This window comes from [Clostridium] clostridioforme AGR2157 (genome assembly GCF_000424325.1).
Taxonomy (GTDB): Bacteria; Bacillota; Clostridia; order Lachnospirales; family Lachnospiraceae; genus Enterocloster; species Enterocloster clostridioformis_A.
Genome location: NZ_AUJR01000049.1, coordinates 14,719 through 34,077, shown reverse-complemented (window position 1 = coordinate 34,077; position 19,359 = coordinate 14,719). Strand labels below are relative to the sequence as shown.

The window sequence follows — 19,359 nt, the reverse complement described above, 5'->3', positions numbered from 1 at the left end:
CTGTCACCAGAGGTAACATACGACACACTTCCAGAGAGGTTTCTCTCCGGAAGGAATAACCTGTAAAGTTCGTAGGTTGTGGAGATGGATAGGCTTATTCCCCCTTGCGATGGCCGTGCCCTGGGCGTAAACCGGCACATGGCGAAATTCGCCGGGATAGCGCCAGTCAATTTTTCATCAGCGGGAAAAGGGAAGGACATGTGTCCGAAGCAGGGAAACAGGCGGTTGCAAGCCATCTTCTATTTTATGGCGATTCAGATGATACAGGTTTCAACAAACGGGACACCAAGAAATAAGGTATTTCGGGAGTATTATCTGAAACGGGTTGCGGACGGAAAGAATAAACAGCAGGCATTAATCTGTGTATCCCGGCGCTTGGTAAATATCGTATATGGGATGCTGAAGAACCATACGGAATATCGGGAGCCGGAGCGATAACTGTTGTCGCTCCCAAACAGTTTGTGCTAAGATAGAACCAGAAGAAACACAGCGATTGGTTTACCACCTTTTCCAAAAGAACAGAGAAAAAGGTGCAAAAGTTATAAGCTGGATGACTCAGTGCCAAGGGGGATTCTAATTCTAAAAAAATAGAAGATATACTTGAAGGTGCTGAAGAAACAACAAATAATGCAGGTGTGGCTCGTAACTTTGAAAAGTCCGGTGGATTTGAGAAAACACTTGAAGATTTTAATGCACTAAACCCATCAAATGTAAAAGATATACAAACTCAATAGGTGCGATGAATGCGGATGGATTGTCAGCCGGTATGATTACACCTATGATGACCGCGGGTTCATCGTGGCGGAGGATGCGGTTGAAAGCCTGTATGCGTATGCCTGGGATGACAAGCATGACGGGAAGCATGAGAGCTGGCACGATGACCTGTTCCCGCACGGCAACAAGCATATCAACAAGCATGACAAGGACGTTATCTACAACTTCCAGATCATAGAGACGAAACGAGCCTTCACATACGATGAAGACGGCAAGCTCCTGACCGCAACTGAGAATGAGGACCGCCAGGGCCGTTATGACTATGTGTTCAAGTATGATGATATGGGAAACCGTATCTTCTGCAGCAAAGCCCGGACGGAAGCGTGCAGGAAAGCGCGGAGTACACCTACAATGCATCGAACCAGATGGTAAAGGTCCGGGAATACGACGGGAAGCATTACAAGAACGTGGAATACACCTATGATGCCGATGGAAACCGAACGGATGGGAACCGCAAGGTGGAGAAGAGCTATGAGTACAGCGTGGAGAACCGTCTTAAGGCAGTGCGTGATGCCCACGACCTGCTGGTGGCCATGGCCTATGACGGCGACGGGAACCGCATATTCCAGCTGAACTACAACCTGCATACCGATGATGACTGGAAGGGGAATTCCGGTAATGGGAATGGTAACAACAAGGACAACACCGGAAGCGGCAACAACGGCAATGGAAACGACAATAAGAATTGGTTGCAGCTTTTATTGAGAGATTTGCGGTGGCGGGAGCTGGATTGGCATCATGGGGTCCGGGATTTCAGCCCAAAGTACCGGATGAGTTATTGTAAAAAATTATATGAGTAATGCTCCAGACATTAAAGCCTTCAAACCTAAGAAATTTAAGCATGGTTTGAAGGCTTTTGTACTGTAAACGCACCAAAGCCGGTACCTTGACAAGTTTCGGGCCATTTTGCATGGCCCGTTGATCCTTATTTTTGTGGTTTTCGGATATTCTCTGGCAGTTTGTCTGACCACGGCAGCAAATCTTCCAGAAAAGATCTGTCCTTGTCATCCACATGCTTAGGAATCTCTGTCAGGAGATATTCAAAGTTAAGGTTTCAGATTGTTTGCTTTTGCTGTTTCTGCAATACTGTAGATGATTGCAGAACTTTTTGCCCCATTGGTATGACAACAAGCAAAGGTATGGATAAGATGAAACGATATGCGACCATTTTGCCTTGATTTTACGTTGTTTCCCGCGACTGGACATGCAACCTCAAAAGAATGTTGTGCAAATCATATAAAATGCTTGAAAAATTCTGAAAAATTTAGTAAAATATACGCATAGGCTTAAATTTAATGAACAGGAGGGAAGTTTATGAACGTATATGGAACTGAACAAATCCGCAACGTTGTATTACTTGGACATGGAGGCGCTGGTAAGACAACAGTTGCGGAAGCATTGGCGCTGCTGACTGGTGTTACAAAACGTATGGGCAAGGTGCCGGACGGAAACACCATCAGCGATTATGACAAGGAAGAAATCAAGAGACAGTTTTCTATCTCCGCCACCCTGATTCCTTTGGAATATGAGGGAGAGGACGGGCCAATTAAGATTAACCTTCTGGATACGCCGGGATTTTTTGATTTTGTAGGAGAGGTTGAGGAGGCAATCAGTGTTGCCGATGCAGCCATTATCGTTGTCAACTGTAAGGCAGGTATTGAGCCTGGTACAGAGAGGGCATGGGAGATGTGCGAGAAGTACAACCTGCCCAGGCTGATTTTCGTCACAAATATGGACGATGACCATGCCAGCTATCGTGAGCTTGTAGTTAAGCTGGAGACTAAGTTCGGACGTAAGATTGCTCCGTTCCAGCTGCCAATCCGTGAAAATGAAAAGTTCGTAGGTTTCGTCAATGTGGTAAAGATGGGCGGACGCCGTTTCACTAACTTAAGTGATTATGAAGAGTGTGAGATTCCGGATTATGTCCGGAAAAACCTGACCATTGCCAGAGATGCCCTCATTGAAGCTGTTGCCGAGACCAGTGAAGAATATATGGAGCGTTACTTCCTTGGAGAAGAGTTTACCCAGGAGGAGATTTCCACCGCACTGAGAACCCATGTTATTGAAGGAGACATCGTTCCTGTCATGATGGGTTCCGGCATTAACTGCCAGGGCTTTAAGGTCCTGCTGCAGGCCATTGACAAATACTTCCCGTCACCTGACCATTTTGAGTGTATCGGCGTGGATGTTTCCACAGGCGAGCGCTTTACCGCCAAGTACAATGACGATGTATCCCTGTCCGCAAGAGTGTTCAAGACCATCGTGGACCCATTCATCGGCAAGTACTCACTGATGAAAATTTGTACAGGTACCCTTAAGGGTGACACGATTGTGTATAATGTGAATAAGGATACCGAGGAAAAGATTGGCAAGCTCTATACCCTGCGGGGCAAGGACCAGATTGAGGTGCAGGAGCTGAGAGCAGGCGACATCGGAGCCGTTGCAAAGCTGACCGTGACCCAGACCGGCGATACTATGGCTGTGCGCACAGCACCCATTGTATACCATAAGCCCCAGACCTCCACACCATACACATACATGGCATATAAGGCTGTGAACAAGGGCGAGGATGACAAGGTATCCACAGCTCTGGCTAAGATGATGGAAGAAGACTTAACCCTTAAGGTGGTCAACGACGCTGAGAACCGTCAGGCCCTGTTATACGGCATAGGCGATCAGCAGCTGGATGTGGTAATCAGCAAGCTGCAGAGCCGCTATAAGGTTGATGTGACCTTAAGCCAGCCTAAGTTTGCATTCCGCGAGACCCTGCGCAAGAAAGTAAAGGTACAGGGCAAGCATAAGAAACAGTCCGGCGGACACGGACAGTATGGCGATGTCATCATGGAGTTTGAGCCATCCGGCGATTTGGAGACACCGTATGTATTTGAGGAAAAGGTATTCGGCGGTTCCGTACCGAGGAACTACTTCCCGGCTGTTGAGAAGGGACTGCAGGAATGCGTATTAAAGGGACCATTGGCAGGTTATCCGGTTGTGGGCTTAAAGGCAACCCTTCTGGATGGTTCTTATCACCCGGTGGATTCCTCGGAGATGGCATTTAAGATGGCGACCATTCTTGCCTTTAAGCAGGGCTTTATGGAAGCAAATCCAGTGCTCCTTGAACCGATTGCCTCCCTTAAGGTCACTGTTCCGGATAAGTTTACAGGCGACGTCATGGGCGATTTAAACCGCAGAAGAGGACGCGTGCTGGGCATGAATTCCAATCACAACGGCAAGCAGGTCATTGAGGCGGATATTCCTATGTCTGAGCTCTTTGGATATAATACGGACCTCCGCTCCATGACAGGCGGTCTGGGCGATTATTCCTATGAATTCAGCCGCTATGAGCAGGCTCCCGGTGATGTACAGAAACGTGAGATAGAAGCCAGGGCTGCAGCTAAGGACGGCGAATAAAAGTAAATGCCACAGCTGCCCGGAGTAAGTTTGGGCAGCTGTTTTTCCATGCATCTTTTCCGCAATATGTGGCAAATTATATCAAAAAATGATTTAAATGTTGCAAATGTCACAGAAAAACAGGAATACTTATGATATAGTAATGACATCAAAGGAAATGATTCAAAACCAAGGTAAATGATATGATAATTAAGGAGGAAATGATAATGAAAAAATATGTATGTGATCCATGTGGATGGATATATGACCCTGAGGTAGGCGATCCGGACGGGGGAATTGAGCCGGGAACTGCGTTTGAGGATATTCCGGATGATTGGGTATGTCCTATCTGCGGAGTTGGAAAAGATATGTTCTCTGTTGTTGAAGAATAAGGTGTGCGCTGGCGCCCATTCCCGGATAAAACCTGGAGGGGCGCCTCTTTATTTGATTTTCCCCTTGTGCATAATCTGGAAAGAGTTTACAATAGAGAAAAGCCTTCAAATACAGTAAAGAGGATTTTGGGAGAAGGTATGCCTGGAGGGAGTGGAGACAAAAGAGGAATATGAGGCTGTAAGGGTATTGGGAATGGAATATATACAGGGATATTATTTTGGGCGCCCTATGAGCGCCCGGCAGTTTGAAGACAGGTTAAAGGAATAGGCGGACACAGCGCTTGTCCATCTCAATCAGTCCTTCCTCTTTCATGCGCTTCAGCTCCCTTGTCATGGCGCTGCGGTCAATGGAAAGGTAATCGGCCAGGTCCACCATGGTAAAGGGGAGGCTGAAGGAGGAGGCTTTGGCCTGGGCGGCCAGCTGCATGAAGTAACATATGAGCTTCTCACGGATGGTGCGCTGGGACAGGACCTCCACCCTGCGGCTTAAGTTTAAGGCCCGCTCCGAAATCAGGTCCAGCAGATTCTGGGTCAGCTGGTGGTGGTGGGCACAGGACTTGGTACAGGGAGAGCCGATGGTGGCATAGCGGATGAAGAGAATGTCACAGGGGCTGTCGCAGACAACGCTGATACCGGCATGCTCGCTGCCCTCGTAGGACAGCAGATGGCCGAAGATGTCCTGGGGGCCCAGGCGCTCCAGGATGGTTCTGGCTCCGTTGTATTCATAGCGGACAACGGAGGCGGTGCCTTTCCCTATGATGCCGATTTCATGAAAGCCCTCATCGTAATCGCATATGGTCTCGCCTGTCTTAAACTGTTTTGTCCTTCCGTCCAGGCAGGAGAGCAGTTTTTTATACTCGTCAATGGAAATGTCTTTAAATAGGTTTTTCTGAAAATATTCTGTCATATTTCTTTTACCCTGCTATCTTTTATGGTATGATATTTAATATCATAATACTTTTCTGTTGCAATTGCAACACTAAAAAGGACTGTCTTTTGGCAGTCCCTACACAGAGCGGTGTGACATATAGAACCAGAGCCGCGCTGTATAAGTTCTGATGAAGGAGACTGGTTATGGCCTATGATATACGATAATGAAAACCAGGGTACGGCCTGGGAGCCGGACCTGCGGCAGGCAGCTGCCATGGAGCGGCGCCAGAGGAAACAGTTCTCACATGTGGGGCTGGCGGCGGCAGCGTTCATACTTATTACCCTGGCTGCCCAGGTGGTGGTCATGGTCCTGGTGGGGCTGTTGGATGCTCTGCTGGGTGATTTCATTGATTTCTACGGATTTACGGGGCGTATGCTGATGTCGTCCCTGCCCATGTACCTGGTGGCCTTTCCGGCGGTGGCAGGACTGCTCCAGCTTGTGCCGAAGTGCGGTTCGCCCCAGAAGGAGCAGTGGGGATTCTGTAAATTTGCGTCCTTCTTTGTCATTTCAGTGGGAATCGGGCTGGCAGGAAATATTCTGGGCAGGCTGGTAGGGCTTTTACAGCCATCGGGACCTGATTCCGTTTTATTGGACCAGCTTATCAGAAATTCCAGCCTGTGGGTCAATCTGCTGACAACGGTCATCATGGCACCTGTGGTGGAGGAGCTTTTTTTCAGGAAGCTGGTCATGGACCGTCTGCTGGGATATGGACAGAAAGCAGCAATCATCATGTCAGGAATTATGTTCGGCATGGCCCACGGCAATTTTTCACAGTTCTTTTATGCCTTTGGCATTGGAATTCTTTGGGCTTACGTGTACGCAAAGACAGGGAAGGTGGGATACACCATTGGGTTCCATATGCTGTTTAACCTGTTAGGTGGCGTCATCACCGTGGAACTGTCAAAGGGTGCCCAGGGACTGGCAAAGGGGCCTTGGATTATCCGGCAGATTGAATATATTCTGGGAGTTGACATGGGGTGGCTGGTGACTGCGTTTTCCTCCATCATGATACTGGCATATCTGTTTTTCATGCTGGCCTGCCTCATTGCAGCCCTTACCCTTATCATCATGTACCGGCGCCAGATTACCTTCCAGCCGGGACAATGGCCCCTGAGAAAGGGAAGAGCATTTAAGACGGCATTTCTGAATGTGGGGATGCTTGTCTATTTTGTCATATGCTGCGGCTTGTTTATATTAAATTGGTGATTTACACAGGCGCTTTGATGCGATAAAGTATTAGCATGTGACAGCGGCGGGTATGTCAGAGTTAACATGATACACAATGTAAAAGCTGTGATAACTACAATAAAAAAACTGGACAAATCGAATATTTTGTTTTATAGTAATAACCAACGAATGTAAGGGGGCAGGCGGTAATCCAAGCCAGCCCTTTTTCATAAAATCAGACACAGGAGGTAATGAAATGGTATCATTGTATGACAGCGGTATTTATCTGGTTAACGGCACTGAAATCGTACCGGAATCAGAGAACGGAAAGGTAAAGAAACTGACCGGCAAGGACGCAGACCAGGCATCCGCCAGGAAAGGGACCATTGCCTACTCCATTCTGGAGGCCCACAACACATCCGGTGACATGGAACATCTGAAGCTGCGGTTTGACAGCATGGCATCCCATGACATCACCTTCGTGGGTATTGTACAGACAGCCAAGGCTTCCGGCATGGAAAAGTTCCCGATTCCTTATGTATTGACAAATTGCCACAATACCCTTTGCGCGGTAGGAGGGACCATCAACGAGGATGACCACATGTTCGGCCTGTCCGCGGCGAAGAAATACGGGGGCATCTATGTTCCTCCACATATTGCGGTCATTCATCAGTACATGAGGGAGATGATGGCAGGATGCGGCAGAATGATACTTGGTTCCGACAGCCATACCCGTTACGGGGCGCTGGGAACCATGGCCATAGGTGAAGGCGGCGGAGAGCTGGTAAAGCAGCTTCTTAAGGATACATATGATGTGGCATATCCGGGCGTCATAGCAGTTTATCTGGACGGTGCGCCGCAGCCGGGAACCGGTCCCCAGGATATTGCCCTGGCTATTATCGGAGCCGTGTTTAAGAACGGATATGTAAAGAATAAGGTGATGGAGTTCGTGGGACCGGGCGTGGCTTCCATGACAACAGATTACCGCAATGGCGTGGATGTCATGACCACAGAGACCACCTGCCTTTCATCCATATGGAGGACGGACGATGACACGAAGGCATATCTGGCCAAGCACCACAGGGAGGAAGATTATAAGGAACTGGCTCCCGCGGATGTGGCATACTATGACGGCTGCGTATACGTGGACCTGTCCACGGTAAAGCCCATGATTGCCCTGCCCTTCCACCCCAGCAATACATACGAGATTGACGAGCTGAAGGCCAACCTTGACGACATACTGGGCATGGTGGAGGCAGAAGCAGCCAGGGTATCGGGCGGTAAGGCATCCTTTACCCTGAGGGATAAGATTCAAGGGGGCCAGCTTATGGTTCAGCAGGCAGTCATTGCAGGCTGTGCAGGAGGCACCTATTCCAACGTGATGGAAGCTGCCCGTGTATTAAAGGGAAAGAACTGCGGCTGCGACGAGTTCTCCCTGGCTGTATATCCGTCTTCACAGCCTGTCTTTGCGGACCTGGTGAAGAAGGGTGCCGTGTCCGACCTGATGGACGCAGGCGCCATCATACGGACTGCGTTCTGCGGCCCCTGCTTCGGTGCAGGCGATACGCCCTGCAACAACGGTCTGAGCATCCGCCATACTACCAGAAATTTCCCGAACAGGGAAGGCTCCAAACCGGGCAGCGGCCAGATGGCTGCGGTTGCTCTGATGGATGCGCGCTCCATTGCAGCCACGGCAGCCAGCGGAGGAAGGCTTACCTCCGCATGGGAGCTGGAGGGCTGGGGCAATGTGCCCGAGTATGAATTTGATAACATTTCCTATAAGAACCGGGTATACATGGGATACAACAAAGGCGATGGGGAAAAGGAACTGGTCTATGGACCGAATATCAAGGACTGGCCGGAGATGAGCCCTCTGGCAGACAATATTCTCCTGAAGGTATGTTCCAAAATCATGGACCCTGTGACCACCACCGATGAGTTGATTCCTTCCGGCGAGACCTCATCCTACCGGTCCAATCCGCTGGGATTGGCAGAATTCACCTTATTCAGAAGGGACCCGGAATATGTGGGAAGAGCCAAGGAAGTAGATAAGCTGGAAAAGGCCAGGACAAAGGAGGGCGCGGCAAAGGAACTGGAGCTGGAGCCTGTTTTGGAGAAGCTCTTTGACGCCATCCGCGTCATTGAAGGCAATGAGAATGTGACGGTTCAGGACACGGAAGTGGGCAGCATGATTTATGCTGTAAAACCCGGCGACGGTTCTGCCAGGGAGCAGGCAGCCAGCTGCCAGAGAGTTATCGGCGGCCTGGCCAATATCTGTAAGGAGTACGCCACCAAGCGTTACCGTTCCAATGTGATGAACTGGGGCATGGTTCCTTTCCAGATGGAGGAGGATCCTTGCTTTGAGGTAGGAGATTATATTTATGTTCCGGGCGTAAGGAAAGCCCTGGACGGGGATTTAAAGGATATTAAGGCTTATGTGCTGGGAAAAGAGGGCAGCAGCATAAGAACTCTGGATTTATATATTGCGGATATGACGGCAGAGGAGCGGGAAATCGTCAAGGCCGGTTGTCTGATTAACTATAACAGGGGCAGACATTGATAGGGATATTTGTGAAAGGAGTATGGGCACATGGTTAAGGAAAGTTTTCTCGCACAGTTCTATGGGAAGTCGCAGAATTATACGGATATTCCTAATAAATGGTATAAAGAGTACAATGTAAAGAAGGGCCTCAGGAATGAGGACGGAACCGGCGTGCGGATAGGCCTTACCAGGGTGGCCGACGTCGTGGGATATGAGGAGGCAGACGGCGCAATCAAGGCCGTTCCCGGACGGCTTCTCTACCGCGGCGTGGATGTACTGGACCTGGTAAAGGGGAAAAAGGAGAGCCATTTCGGATATGAGGAAACCTGTTTCCTTTTACTGTTTGGATATCTGCCAAAGAAAGCCGAACTGGAGAAGTTCTGCAATGTGGTGAGACAATGCTACACCATTCCGGATGAGTTCGTGGAAATGAACCTGCTGCGCCTTCCCGGTAAGAATCTGATGAATAAGCTTCAGGACGCGGTCCTTACCCTGTATAATTACGATGATGACCCGGATAATATTGATGTATACCAGACCCTGGTCAAGGGCGTCAACCTTTTGGCAAAGCTTCCCTCCATTGCCTGCTACGCGTATCAGAGCAAGGTGCATTATTATGACAGGGAAAGCCTTTTCATTCATTATGCAAATCCGGAATATTCCATTGCCGAGAATTTCTTAAGTCTTCTGAGAAAGGACCAGAAATTCACGTCCAAGGAGGCTAATCTGCTGGATACCATACTCATGCTTCATGCGGATCACGGCGGCGGCAACAACTCCACCTTTACCAATGTGGTGATTGCATCCACCGGCACTGACATCTATTCCACGGTATGCGGCGGCATCGGTTCTCTTAAGGGACCGCGCCACGGCGGCGCCAATATCAAGGTGGCAGAGATGATGGATGCCGTGCTTTCTGAAACAGGCGGCTATGATGCAGACGATAAGAAAATCCGCCAGGCAGTAGAGAAGCTGATGGCAGGAGAGCTCTATGACCGTTCCGGCCTTGTATACGGCTTCGGCCATGCTGTTTACACGGTGTCCGATCCCCGTGCGGAGGTCTTAAAGGCCTGCTGTATGGAGGTGGCCAAGGAGCAGAAGCATACCAGGGAGCTGGACTTCTACATGCGTTTCGAGCGCATTGCCAGGGAAGTCATGGAGGAAACCAAGGGCAAGGCCCTTCCCACCAATGTGGATTTCTACAGCGGGTTTGCATATGGCATGCTGCGGATTCCAAGGGATTTATACACACCTCTGTTCGTGTGCAGCCGCGTTGTGGGCTGGGTGGCCCATAATATCGAGAATAAGTTGTATGACGGCCGTATTATGCGTCCGGCAACCAAGTATGTGGGCGACAACATGGATTATGTGCCTATGTCTGAGAGATAGGATGCCCGGTATTGCCATTCCGGTTTCCTGATATATGTGAATATGTGAAAAGACCTGATGCAGCCATCTATGTGGTATGCGTCAGGTCTTTTGGCATTGAGGGGGGAAAGCCGGCGGAGGAGCCCCGGTCCTCAAAATCTTACATGAAATCAAAGAGACTCAGCTGCTTTATCTCACTGCCGGAAGACTGGGCCTTTTCAACGCGGCAGGCATCTTTGGGAAGCTCCCCTAAGAACGAGGAGGGTTCCTCTGAGGTGGTGAGAATTAATTCGTCCCTGGCCCTTGTCATGCCCACATACATAAGGCGGCGTTCCTCATCCAGCTCCACAGGTCCCTTTCCTGTTTTAAGGGGAAGGATTCCCTGTTTTAAGCCATAGAGAAAGACCACCGGGAATTCCAGGCCCTTTGAGGCATGCAGGGTCATGAGTGTCACTGCATCGGAGGGGCAGGAGTTCTGGCCGCTTCGTTTCAGGTCGTGGGCCTGTCCAAAGGCCAGTGTGTTCAGCATATCCTCCATGGTCTTGTGGAAATAGGACATGCGGACAAAGGTGTCCATGGACTTGTCTGCGCCCAGTCCCAGGCATGAAATCCAGTCCTCCAGAAGCTTCCAGGGCCTGTCTTTTTTTAGTCTTGGCAGGAAACGTTCTTCCAGGCCGCTGTAATCAGCGGAAGGGGAAATGCGTTTTCTGCAGAGCTCCAGCGTGTCTCCAGTTATCCCGGACTGTTTAAGCAGGGCTCCGAAGAAGGAGATGGTACCCTGGACAGCCGGATTATCCAGATAATCCTCCCTTCCTGCTACCATGTAAGGGATTCCCTCCTTTTGCAGGCATTGTTCCAGCAGGCGGGCCTGATGATTGGTGCGGTAGAGGACGGCAATGTCGGCAAAGCTCCTGGCAGTATCCCACAGGCCGGGAGTGTGGCTGTGGGCGTCCAGCATGTCGATGCCGCCGACCATGCGGTTGATTTCCTTGGCAATGAAGATGGACTCCGGCAGACTGGTTTCCGCTGTCACCAGACGCACCGGCTCGCCATGGGGACGGGCGGCCGAAAGCCTGCGCTCACCGCCCGGATTGCGGGAGATGAGAGGAAGAGAGGCGGAGAGTATCTCCGGGGTGGAGCGGTAGCCGGTGGTAAGCCGTATGGTGCTGGTTCCCGGAAAATCCTGTTCCAGCAGGTCGAAGCACCGGCTGTCAGAACCCCGGAAGCCGTAGATGGACTGGTCCGGGTCACCGATGACAAAGAGTTCCCGTCCGCCCTTGTTCCATGCCTTGATGAGCTGGTACTGGACCGGGTTGATGTCCTGGAATTCATCCACCAGCAGATAGGAAAAATGCTGCTTCCTGTATTCTGTTTTCTGTTCCTGCTCAAGAAGGCGCAGCATGTTGAGAAGCAGGTCGTCGAAGTCCATAAGCTTCCTGCTGTCCAGTGCCTGTTGGTACCGGGCTGCTGCTTCCGGTGTCAGGGAGAAGTTGGTTTCCCCTGCAGAACCATCGGTCATATCGGCTGCAATGCCTTCTGCGGTGGTCAGCCCTGCCTTATGCAGAGAGACGGCAGTGAGAAACTGCTTGACAGTGCAGGCAAGTTCCAGGGCTGCTATGGTTTCTCCGGCGCATTCTTCCGCCTGTCCCTGGTCTGCCAGGGACAGCTCTATTCCGGCCTGGGCTAACAGCCGGTAGCAGAGGGAATGGAAGGTCCCGACCTGCATCTGGTTCAGGCTGCGCTTGCCGGGCAGTGCCTGGCGGATTCTCTGGGTCAGCTCCTTCGCGGCCTTGTTTGTAAAGGTGACGGCCGTAATCTCAGAAGGTCTTACGCCCCGCTCCCCTATAAGGTGTTCGATGCGCGACACCAGTGTCTTTGTTTTGCCTGTACCAGGACCGGCTATTACGGCTGTCACCGGGAACACGGATTCCACGGCCTGCTGCTGGTCCTGATTCAGGGCAGATGAGGGCATGGAAACTGTCAGTATATTTGAGACGGCTGTTTCGCGGGAAGCCGGTGTGCCGTGGGGAACCGGTATGCTGTGGGAAACTGGTGTACTGTGGGAAGCCGGCAGGTCAGCTGCTCCCGGAATCGCTGGGCTCATCGTTTCGTGCAGGTCCGCTTCCGCTGTATCAAACGTCATGCACAGCTGCCCCTCCACATTGTCAAGCTCTGCTGACTGGAACAGACGCATGGCCCCGTACTCGCCGTCATAGCCGGGCCTCCACTGGACCCTGCCGTCCCTGAGATGGCGTATACCCTCTGCTGTCAGGGATCCGGCCACATGGCTGATATCCTCCAGCGGGGCCTGGCGCAGAATATAAAATTCATTGCCCAGTTCCTCCAGCAGGTGCTCATACTGCCTGGAAACCTTTACGCTGGACGGGGAGGAACCCACAGAGGTGGCAATGACCTCGCCCAGGGGCACCAGGTTTTCAAATGGACGTCCCTGGGGCAGCAGGAAATCCTCGTCCCGGTCGGCCAGCTGTTCAATTCGGTGAAGTACGCCTGTGGTCAGTTTTCTGCCGCAGACAGGACATATGCCGTTATATTTTCTGGCCTGGGAGGGACTGAGGCAGAGATGGCATTTCCGGTGGCCGTCAAAATGATATTTGCCCTCTTCAGGAAAGAATTCAATGGTGCCCTTAAGGCCCTCGCCCCTCTGTATGGCGCCGTAGAGCCCTGCATAGGACATGGGGATGTCAAATAGGCTTGCCTCCCTGCCCAGTTTGGAGGGAGAGTGGGCGTCAGAGTTGGAGATGAGCTGGAAGGAATCAAGGGCTGACAGCCTCCAGTTCATGGCAGGATCAGAGGACAGTCCTGTCTCCAGGGCATGAATCTGGGGAGTCAGCTCCTCATAGCACTCTTCAATGGTATCAAAACCGGAAAATGCCCCGAACAGTGAAAAATGCGGGGTCCAGATATGAGCCGGAACATAGATGGCATCCGGGCATGCCTCCAGTGTTATGGCCAAAAGGTCGTGACAGTCCAAACCCAGGATGGGGCGTCCGTCCGAATGTATGTTGCCGATGGCTTCCAGCCGCCTGGAAAGGACTTCGGCCGCTTCCAGGCTGGGCAGGAGGATAAGGCTGTGTACCTTGCGCACACGGCCGTTTTTCTTGTAAATGGAGCTGATTTCCCCGCTGATAACAAAACGGGGGCTGCTTTGGCCCAGTACGGACGGGCGCTGTAAGGAATATTCCTTTTTAAGCATGTAAAGACCCTGCTCGGCGGGCTCCAGCTTTTCAGCCAGCTCCGATCTCCAGGCCGGATGGGTAAAGTCTCCCGTACCTACAATGTTAATTCCCTTTTTTCCCGCCCATAAGTCCAGGTGCTCCGGCGTAAGCTCCTTGCTGGTGGCCCTGGAGTAGCGGGAGTGGATATGTAAATCACCAATGTACATTGCGATGCACCTGCTTTCCTTTGATAGTATTTATTATAAAGGATTCATCCTAAAAAGAAAGCGGTTTTTTCTGCCAGCATCAACCGGCCAGTCCCTCCACCGCATCCACGGGCAGGGAAATTGCCACTGCATGTTCTCCGGTTTCCTTCATCACGGTCTCGCATATGGCCTTCAGTATGGGAAGCCTTAAGTCTGCAGGGGTCAGGATCAGCAGTATGGCTTTTTCCTGGGAAAGAGTCATGCCGAACAGCTTTTTGCCGGCATCGGTACCTATTTCCCTGGCCTTTATCAGGGTGCCGCCCTGACAGCCGGCCTTTCTGGCAGCCTCCATAACCGGCGCGGACAGGTCGGTGTGGATGACGGAAGCAATTAATTCATAGGAATGGGAATTTGTCATGGGAATATCCTCCTTGTGTTCTGCGGTGTGGCTGTTTGGGGCTGTCTGGTCTTCGTGCCGGCTTAAAATGTCCATGGCAGCGAGACTGATGCCTGTAAGAGACAGGGTGAAAGCGATGCCGTGGCCCGGCTTGTAAAATTCCATTTCCCTGCCAAGGGCATGGAGCAGGCGGTCTGCGTCGGCTTTGGTTGAAAGGCCCAGAACCAGGTCCTTCTCAGGCTCATCCAGTCCCAGACAGTCCATGACAGCCGAGCTGGCTGTGCCGTGTCCCCTGACTGCAAGCAGTATTTCATGGTTGTATGTATGGAATATGGAAGCTGCCCTGTTTCCGGCTCCCCGGTTTACGATGGCGGCTGCCAGCTTTATGCTTTTATGGCTCATAAGGCTCCTCCTCTAAATTAATGAATTCCTGGTTCATATCCACCACAGGATGTCTGGAAACAGCTTTCTCCCTGCGGGTTTTCAGCTCATAGGACAGTCCGATGAGCTGGATGATGATGAGAGGGGTCATGGCTACCATGGCCACGATGCCAAAGGCGTCGGTCAGGATATTGCCGCCCAGGGCCTCGCAGGCGCCCATGCACAGTGGAAGAAGAAAGGTGGCTGTCATGGGGCCGGATGCGACTCCTCCTGAGTCAAAGGCAATGGATGTAAAGACCGGGGGTACCACAAAGGAAAGTCCCAGAGCCAGGGCATAGCCCGGCAGCAGGAAGGCCATGAGAGGCAGTCCTGTGATGACCCGGAACATGGAGAGGCCCAGTGACAGGGCCATGCCGATGGAAAGACCGGTCATCATGGTCTTTTCGGATATGCTTCCGCCGGTCACGTCCGCCACCTGCTTGTTCAGTACCTGTACGGCAGGCTCTGCCTTGACGATGTAATAACCGATGAGCATGGCTACGGGCACCAGAATCCAGCGATAGGGAAGGGATGCCATCTGTTTTCCAAGATAGCTTCCGGCGGGCATGAAGCCCACATTTACGCCCGTAAGGAACAGCGTCAGCCCGATGTAGGAATACAGCATTCCCACCAGAATCTTCACCACCTGGCGTTTGCGCATTTTCAGGAAAAATATCTGAAAGAGCAGGAAAAATGCCAGGATGGGGAACAGGGCTGTGAATACCTCCGCCGCATAGTGGGGAAGTTCACTCTGGAATGCCAGCCACAGGTCCTGGGAATTGCTGATGAAAGGAATGGTCATGGGTTCATAGGAGCCGGAAGATGACCGGAACAGAAGTCCCAGTATCATGACAGAGAGGATGGGACCTATGGAACAAAGGGACACCAGTCCAAAGCTGTCGCTGTCCGCATTTTTTCCCTGGCCGATGAAAGAAAGCCCCACGCCCAGGGCCATGATAAAGGGAACCGTAATAGGACCTGTTGTCACACCGCCGGAATCAAAGGCTACAGCCAGAAAATCACCTGGAATATAGAAGGCCAGGATGAAGATAATGATGTAGCAGACCAGAAGGATGTGGGAAAGGCTCCAGCCGAAGAGGGAGCGGAGGAATGCAAGTGCCAGGAAGAAGCCGACTCCTGCAGCTACTGCGAGGATGAGCACCATGTCCGGCACTGCCGGTGTCTGTCTGGCCAGGACCTGCAGGTCCGGTTCGGCCACTGTTACCATGGCGCCTATGATGATACATGCAATGACGATGACCGGAAGCTTCTTTGCCTTGGCCAGCTGCGCACCTACCTTTTCTCCAATGGGCATCATGGACATATCCACTCCCAGGGTGAAGAATCCCATTCCTATAATAAGGAAGGCTGCCCCTGCCAGAAACAGCATCAGCGGGTCCAGGGGAATGGGGGTGATGGTGATCCCAAGGATTAATACAATGCAGGTAACGGGCAGCACAGATGATAAGGATTCTGTGATTTTTTCTTTTAGCTTCTGATTCAATAAATTACCTCCTGTTGTCCGTTGTTTATGTTAACATATATATTTTAGCTTAACATAAGGACAAACGGAAAGGCAAGAGAAGGGACCGTTAGAATTATGTTAAGAAACTCATTGAATCCAGGACAGCGCAGTAGTATAATGAATCCACAAAGCGCTCCAAGACAGCCTATAAGGCAGCCTGGTCATAGACCGCGGCAGGGAATTTTTTGTCTGGTAACAGTTGACACTGTTTGGGAAATATGTTAAATTAAGAGTCAGTGCAAATACGCAGATAGGGAAGAGTAGATAACCGGATGGATGCAGAGAGCCGGCGGCTGGTGAGAGCCGGTGACGGATGGTTGTTGAACTGGCCCTGGAGTAGCCTGCCCCAACGAGGAAGGACCGCCGGAAACGGGGGATCGGGAACCAGTAGGACAGGACGGAGACCTTACCGTTATAAGAGGATTAAGCGCATGCGTCAGACAGCATGAACCAGAGTGGTACCGCGCGGGGATTTTCAGCCCTGCGTCTCTAGCAATAGAGGCGCAGGGCTTTTATATTTGACAAAAAACTATGCGGAGCCGGTATGCTGTCTGGATAAAGGGGAATCATCCCCTTAGATAACCAATGGAGGAATGAGATTATGGCAACACAGTACAACCACAGCGCCATTGAGAAAAAGTGGCGTGAGAACTGGAAAGAGAAGCCCATCAATGTGAACGATGGCAGGAAGGAAAAGTATTACTGTCTGGATATGTTCCCATACCCCTCAGGCAGCGGCCTTCACGTAGGACACTGGAGAGGATATGTGATTTCAGATGTCTGGAGCCGGTATCAGCTGTTAAAGGGAAAGTATGTCATTCATCCCATGGGATGGGATGCCTTCGGCCTTCCTGCTGAGAACTACGCTATTAAGATGGGCGTCCATCCGGCTAAGTCCACAGAGGCAAACATAAGGAATATCAAGCGCCAGATCAAGCAGATTGCGGCAATTTATGACTGGGATATGGAAGTGAACACCACGGATCCGGATTTCTACAAATGGACCCAGTGGATTTTTGTCCAGATGTTCAAGAAGGGCCTGGCCTATGAAAAGGAATTCCCCATTAACTGGTGTCCTTCCTGTAAGACCGGACTGGCAAACGAGGAAGTGGTCAACGGATGCTGCGAGCGCTGCGGCACCACGGTTACCAAGAAGAATCTGCGCCAGTGGATGCTTAAGATTACTGCTTACGCAGAGCGTCTGTTAAATGATCTGGATAAGCTGGACTGGCCTGAGAAGGTCAAGAAGATGCAGACTGACTGGATCGGCAAGTCATACGGCGCAGAGGTGGATTTCCCCATTGACGGGCGTGAGGAGAAGATTACCGTGTACACCACCAGGCCGGACACCCTTTACGGAGCCACCTTCATGGTACTGGCGCCGGAGCATGCCCTGGCTAAGAGCCTGGCCACCGATGAGACAAGGGAAGCAGTGGAAAAATATATTTTCGATTCTTCCATGCGTTCCAATGTGGACCGTATGCAGGCAAAGGAAAAGACAGGCGTGTTTACCGGAAGTTATGCAATTAATCCGCTGAACGGCGCAAGGACGCCTATCTGGCTGTCTGATTATGTACTGGCTGATTACGGTACCGGCGCCATCATGTGCGTGCCTGCCCACGACGACAGGGACTTTGAGTTTGCCAAAAAGTTCGGCCTGCCCATTGTACAGGTAATCGCAAAGGACGGCAAGGAAATCGAGGACATGACCGAGGCGTATACCGAGGCAAACGGCATCATGATTAATTCCGGTGATTGGAACGGCATGGAGTCTGCTGTCCTTAAAAAGGAAGCGCCTCATATGATAGAGGAAAAGGGCTTTGGCCATAAGACGGTCAACTACAAGCTGAGGGACTGGGTATTCTCACGCCAGCGTTACTGGGGCGAGCCCATCCCCATCATCCACTGCCCCAAGTGCGGCTGCGTGCCTGTGCCTGAGGACCAGCTGCCGTTAAAGCTTCCCGAGGTGGAGAGCTACCAGCCAACAGGAACCGGCGAGTCACCTCTGGCTGCCATTGACGAATGGGTCAACACCACCTGTCCTGTCTGCGGCGCTCCTGCCAAGAGAGAGACAAACACCATGCCCCAGTGGGCTGGTTCCTCCTGGTACTTCCTGCGCTATGTGGACAGCCACAACAAGGAAGAGCTGGTATCCAGGGAAAAGGCAGACAAGTATCTTCCGGTGGATATGTATATCGGCGGCGTGGAACATGCGGTGCTCCATCTGCTGTATTCACGTTTCTACACCAAGTTTCTGTGCGATATAGGCGCTATTGACTTTGACGAGCCTTTCAAGAAGCTGTTCAACCAGGGTATGATTACCGGCAAGAACGGCATCAAAATGAGCAAATCCAAGGGCAACGTTGTTTCTCCCGACGATTTGGTAAGGGATTACGGCTGCGACTCCTTAAGGCTTTACGAGCTGTTTGTGGGACCGCCGGAGCTGGATGCAGAGTGGGATGACCGGGGCATCGAGGGCGTATCCCGCTTCCTGAACCGTTTCTGGAATTTGGTGATGGACAACAAGGATAAGGATGTGAAGGCGTCCAAGGAAATGATAAAGCTGCGCCATAAGCTGGTATATGACATTGAATACCGCTTCAACCAGTTCAGCCTCAACACCGTGATTTCCGGTTTCATGGAGTACAACAATAAGCTCATAGAGCTGGCAAGGAAGGAAGGCGGAATTGACAAGGAGACCCTTAAGACCTTTGTAATTCTTCTGGCGCCCTTTGCTCCCCATATCGGAGAGGAGCTGTGGCAGCAGTTAGGCGGTACCGACAGCGTATTCCATGCACAGTGGCCGGAATGCGATGAGGAGGCCATGAAGGACGATGAGATCGAAGTGGCTGTCCAGATTAACGGAAAGACACGCGCCGTCATCAGCATCAGTGCTGACAGCTCCAAGGAAGATACCATTGCCGCAGGCAGGGAAGCAGTGAAGGAAAAGCTGACCGGCAATGTTGTGAAGGAAATCTACGTGCCTGGAAAGATTATCAATATTGTGTGTAAATAAATCAGAATCCCGTATATCCGCGGGAGACTGAATGCCTGCGCAGCCGGTAACACAT

The 19,359-nt window shown here is 51.4% G+C and carries 12 protein-coding genes, 3 pseudogenes and 1 other annotated feature; of the genes and pseudogenes, 10 read left to right on the top strand and 5 right to left on the bottom strand.

Translation table 11 applies throughout. The features are described from left to right. Positions 1-138 precede the first annotated feature (138 nt). The 3 genes and pseudogenes from G614_RS28065 to G614_RS35090 all read left to right on the top strand — a co-directional run. A pseudogene (locus tag G614_RS28065) lies at positions 139-438 on the top strand (transposase); the annotation flags it as partial. A gap of 360 nt (positions 439-798) precedes the next feature. Next, positions 799-1,146: a hypothetical protein gene (locus G614_RS32965; RefSeq protein ID WP_027643187.1), complete on the top strand. Its 348-nt coding sequence runs from the start codon at positions 799-801 to the stop codon at positions 1,144-1,146. Positions 1,147-1,489: 343 nt separating this feature from the next. After that, the gene (locus G614_RS35090) at positions 1,490-1,558 is read left to right on the top strand and encodes a hypothetical protein (RefSeq protein ID WP_420341531.1); all 69 of its coding nucleotides are present in this window, start codon (positions 1,490-1,492) and stop codon (positions 1,556-1,558) included. 141 nt (positions 1,559-1,699) lie between these two features. Here the strand turns inward: G614_RS35090 and G614_RS34595 are convergent. Then, positions 1,700-1,892, bottom strand: a pseudogene (locus G614_RS34595) (transposase domain-containing protein); the annotation flags it as partial. 196 nt (positions 1,893-2,088) lie between these two features. Here G614_RS34595 and G614_RS0118805 point away from each other — a divergent pair. The 3 genes and pseudogenes from G614_RS0118805 to G614_RS30315 form a co-directional block, all read left to right on the top strand. After that, entirely contained in the window at positions 2,089-4,185 is a 2,097-nt protein-coding gene (locus G614_RS0118805; protein ID WP_027643185.1) for an elongation factor G, read from the top strand. Positions 4,186-4,391: 206 nt separating this feature from the next. After that, entirely contained in the window at positions 4,392-4,556 is a 165-nt protein-coding gene (gene rd / locus G614_RS0118800) for a rubredoxin (protein ID WP_002587718.1), read from the top strand. Between the two features lie 133 nt (positions 4,557-4,689). Then, a pseudogene (locus G614_RS30315) lies at positions 4,690-4,824 on the top strand (EAL domain-containing protein); the annotation flags it as partial. Here the strand turns inward: G614_RS30315 and G614_RS0118790 are convergent. Further along, on the bottom strand, positions 4,813-5,463 hold the full coding sequence (locus tag G614_RS0118790; RefSeq protein WP_027643184.1) for a Crp/Fnr family transcriptional regulator: 651 nt from the start codon (positions 5,461-5,463) through the stop codon (positions 4,813-4,815). The pseudogene G614_RS30315 and the gene G614_RS0118790 overlap by 12 nt on opposite strands. Before the next feature lie 174 nt (positions 5,464-5,637). On the opposite strand from G614_RS0118790, the gene G614_RS0118785 reads away from it, so the two are divergent. The 3 genes from G614_RS0118785 (at position 5,638) to G614_RS0118775 (ending at position 10,585) form a co-directional block, all read left to right on the top strand. Next, complete coding sequence (locus G614_RS0118785) at positions 5,638-6,693, top strand: CPBP family intramembrane glutamic endopeptidase (protein WP_027643183.1); 1,056 nt, start codon at positions 5,638-5,640, stop codon at positions 6,691-6,693. 217 nt (positions 6,694-6,910) lie between these two features. Beyond that, the gene (locus tag G614_RS0118780) at positions 6,911-9,214 is read left to right on the top strand and encodes a hydratase (protein WP_027643182.1); all 2,304 of its coding nucleotides are present in this window, start codon (positions 6,911-6,913) and stop codon (positions 9,212-9,214) included. A gap of 30 nt (positions 9,215-9,244) precedes the next feature. Further along, positions 9,245-10,585, top strand: coding sequence for a citrate synthase (locus G614_RS0118775; protein WP_027643181.1), 1,341 nt, complete (start codon positions 9,245-9,247; stop codon positions 10,583-10,585). A 139-nt stretch (positions 10,586-10,724) separates the two neighbouring features. Here G614_RS0118775 and G614_RS0118770 read toward each other — a convergent pair whose 3' ends face one another. The 3 genes from G614_RS0118770 to G614_RS0118760 form a co-directional block, all read right to left on the bottom strand. Continuing rightward, entirely contained in the window at positions 10,725-13,967 is a 3,243-nt protein-coding gene (locus G614_RS0118770) for a UvrD-helicase domain-containing protein (protein WP_027643180.1), read from the bottom strand. 79 nt (positions 13,968-14,046) lie between these two features. After that, on the bottom strand, positions 14,047-14,745 hold the full coding sequence (locus G614_RS0118765; protein ID WP_027643179.1) for a hypothetical protein: 699 nt from the start codon (positions 14,743-14,745) through the stop codon (positions 14,047-14,049). After that, positions 14,735-16,267, bottom strand: coding sequence for a DUF1538 domain-containing protein (locus G614_RS0118760; RefSeq protein WP_027643178.1), 1,533 nt, complete (start codon positions 16,265-16,267; stop codon positions 14,735-14,737). Before G614_RS0118760 ends, G614_RS0118765 begins: the two co-directional genes overlap by 11 nt. A 259-nt stretch (positions 16,268-16,526) precedes the next feature. Next, positions 16,527-16,782: a binding site (T-box leader), on the top strand. Positions 16,783-16,889: 107 nt separating this feature from the next. On the opposite strand from G614_RS0118760, the gene leuS reads away from it, so the two are divergent. Then, positions 16,890-19,304: a leucine--tRNA ligase gene (leuS, locus tag G614_RS0118755; protein ID WP_027643177.1), complete on the top strand. Its 2,415-nt coding sequence runs from the start codon at positions 16,890-16,892 to the stop codon at positions 19,302-19,304. The last annotated feature ends 55 nt before the right edge of the window (positions 19,305-19,359 follow it).

Excerpts from the sequence above, each read along its gene's own strand:
- G614_RS0118805 (WP_027643185.1), top strand. The coding sequence starts at position 2,089 with ATGAACGTATATGGAACTGAACAAATCCGCAACGTTGTATTACTTGGA.
- rd (WP_002587718.1), top strand. The coding sequence starts at position 4,392 with ATGAAAAAATATGTATGTGATCCATGTGGATGGATATATGACCCTGAG.
- G614_RS0118790 (WP_027643184.1), bottom strand. The coding sequence starts at position 5,463 with ATGACAGAATATTTTCAGAAAAACCTATTTAAAGACATTTCCATTGAC.
- G614_RS0118785 (WP_027643183.1), top strand. The coding sequence starts at position 5,638 with ATGATATACGATAATGAAAACCAGGGTACGGCCTGGGAGCCGGACCTG.
- G614_RS0118780 (WP_027643182.1), top strand. The coding sequence starts at position 6,911 with ATGGTATCATTGTATGACAGCGGTATTTATCTGGTTAACGGCACTGAA.
- G614_RS0118775 (WP_027643181.1), top strand. The coding sequence starts at position 9,245 with ATGGTTAAGGAAAGTTTTCTCGCACAGTTCTATGGGAAGTCGCAGAAT.
- G614_RS0118770 (WP_027643180.1), bottom strand. The coding sequence starts at position 13,967 with ATGTACATTGGTGATTTACATATCCACTCCCGCTACTCCAGGGCCACC.
- G614_RS0118765 (WP_027643179.1), bottom strand. The coding sequence starts at position 14,745 with ATGAGCCATAAAAGCATAAAGCTGGCAGCCGCCATCGTAAACCGGGGA.
- leuS (WP_027643177.1), top strand. The coding sequence starts at position 16,890 with ATGGCAACACAGTACAACCACAGCGCCATTGAGAAAAAGTGGCGTGAG.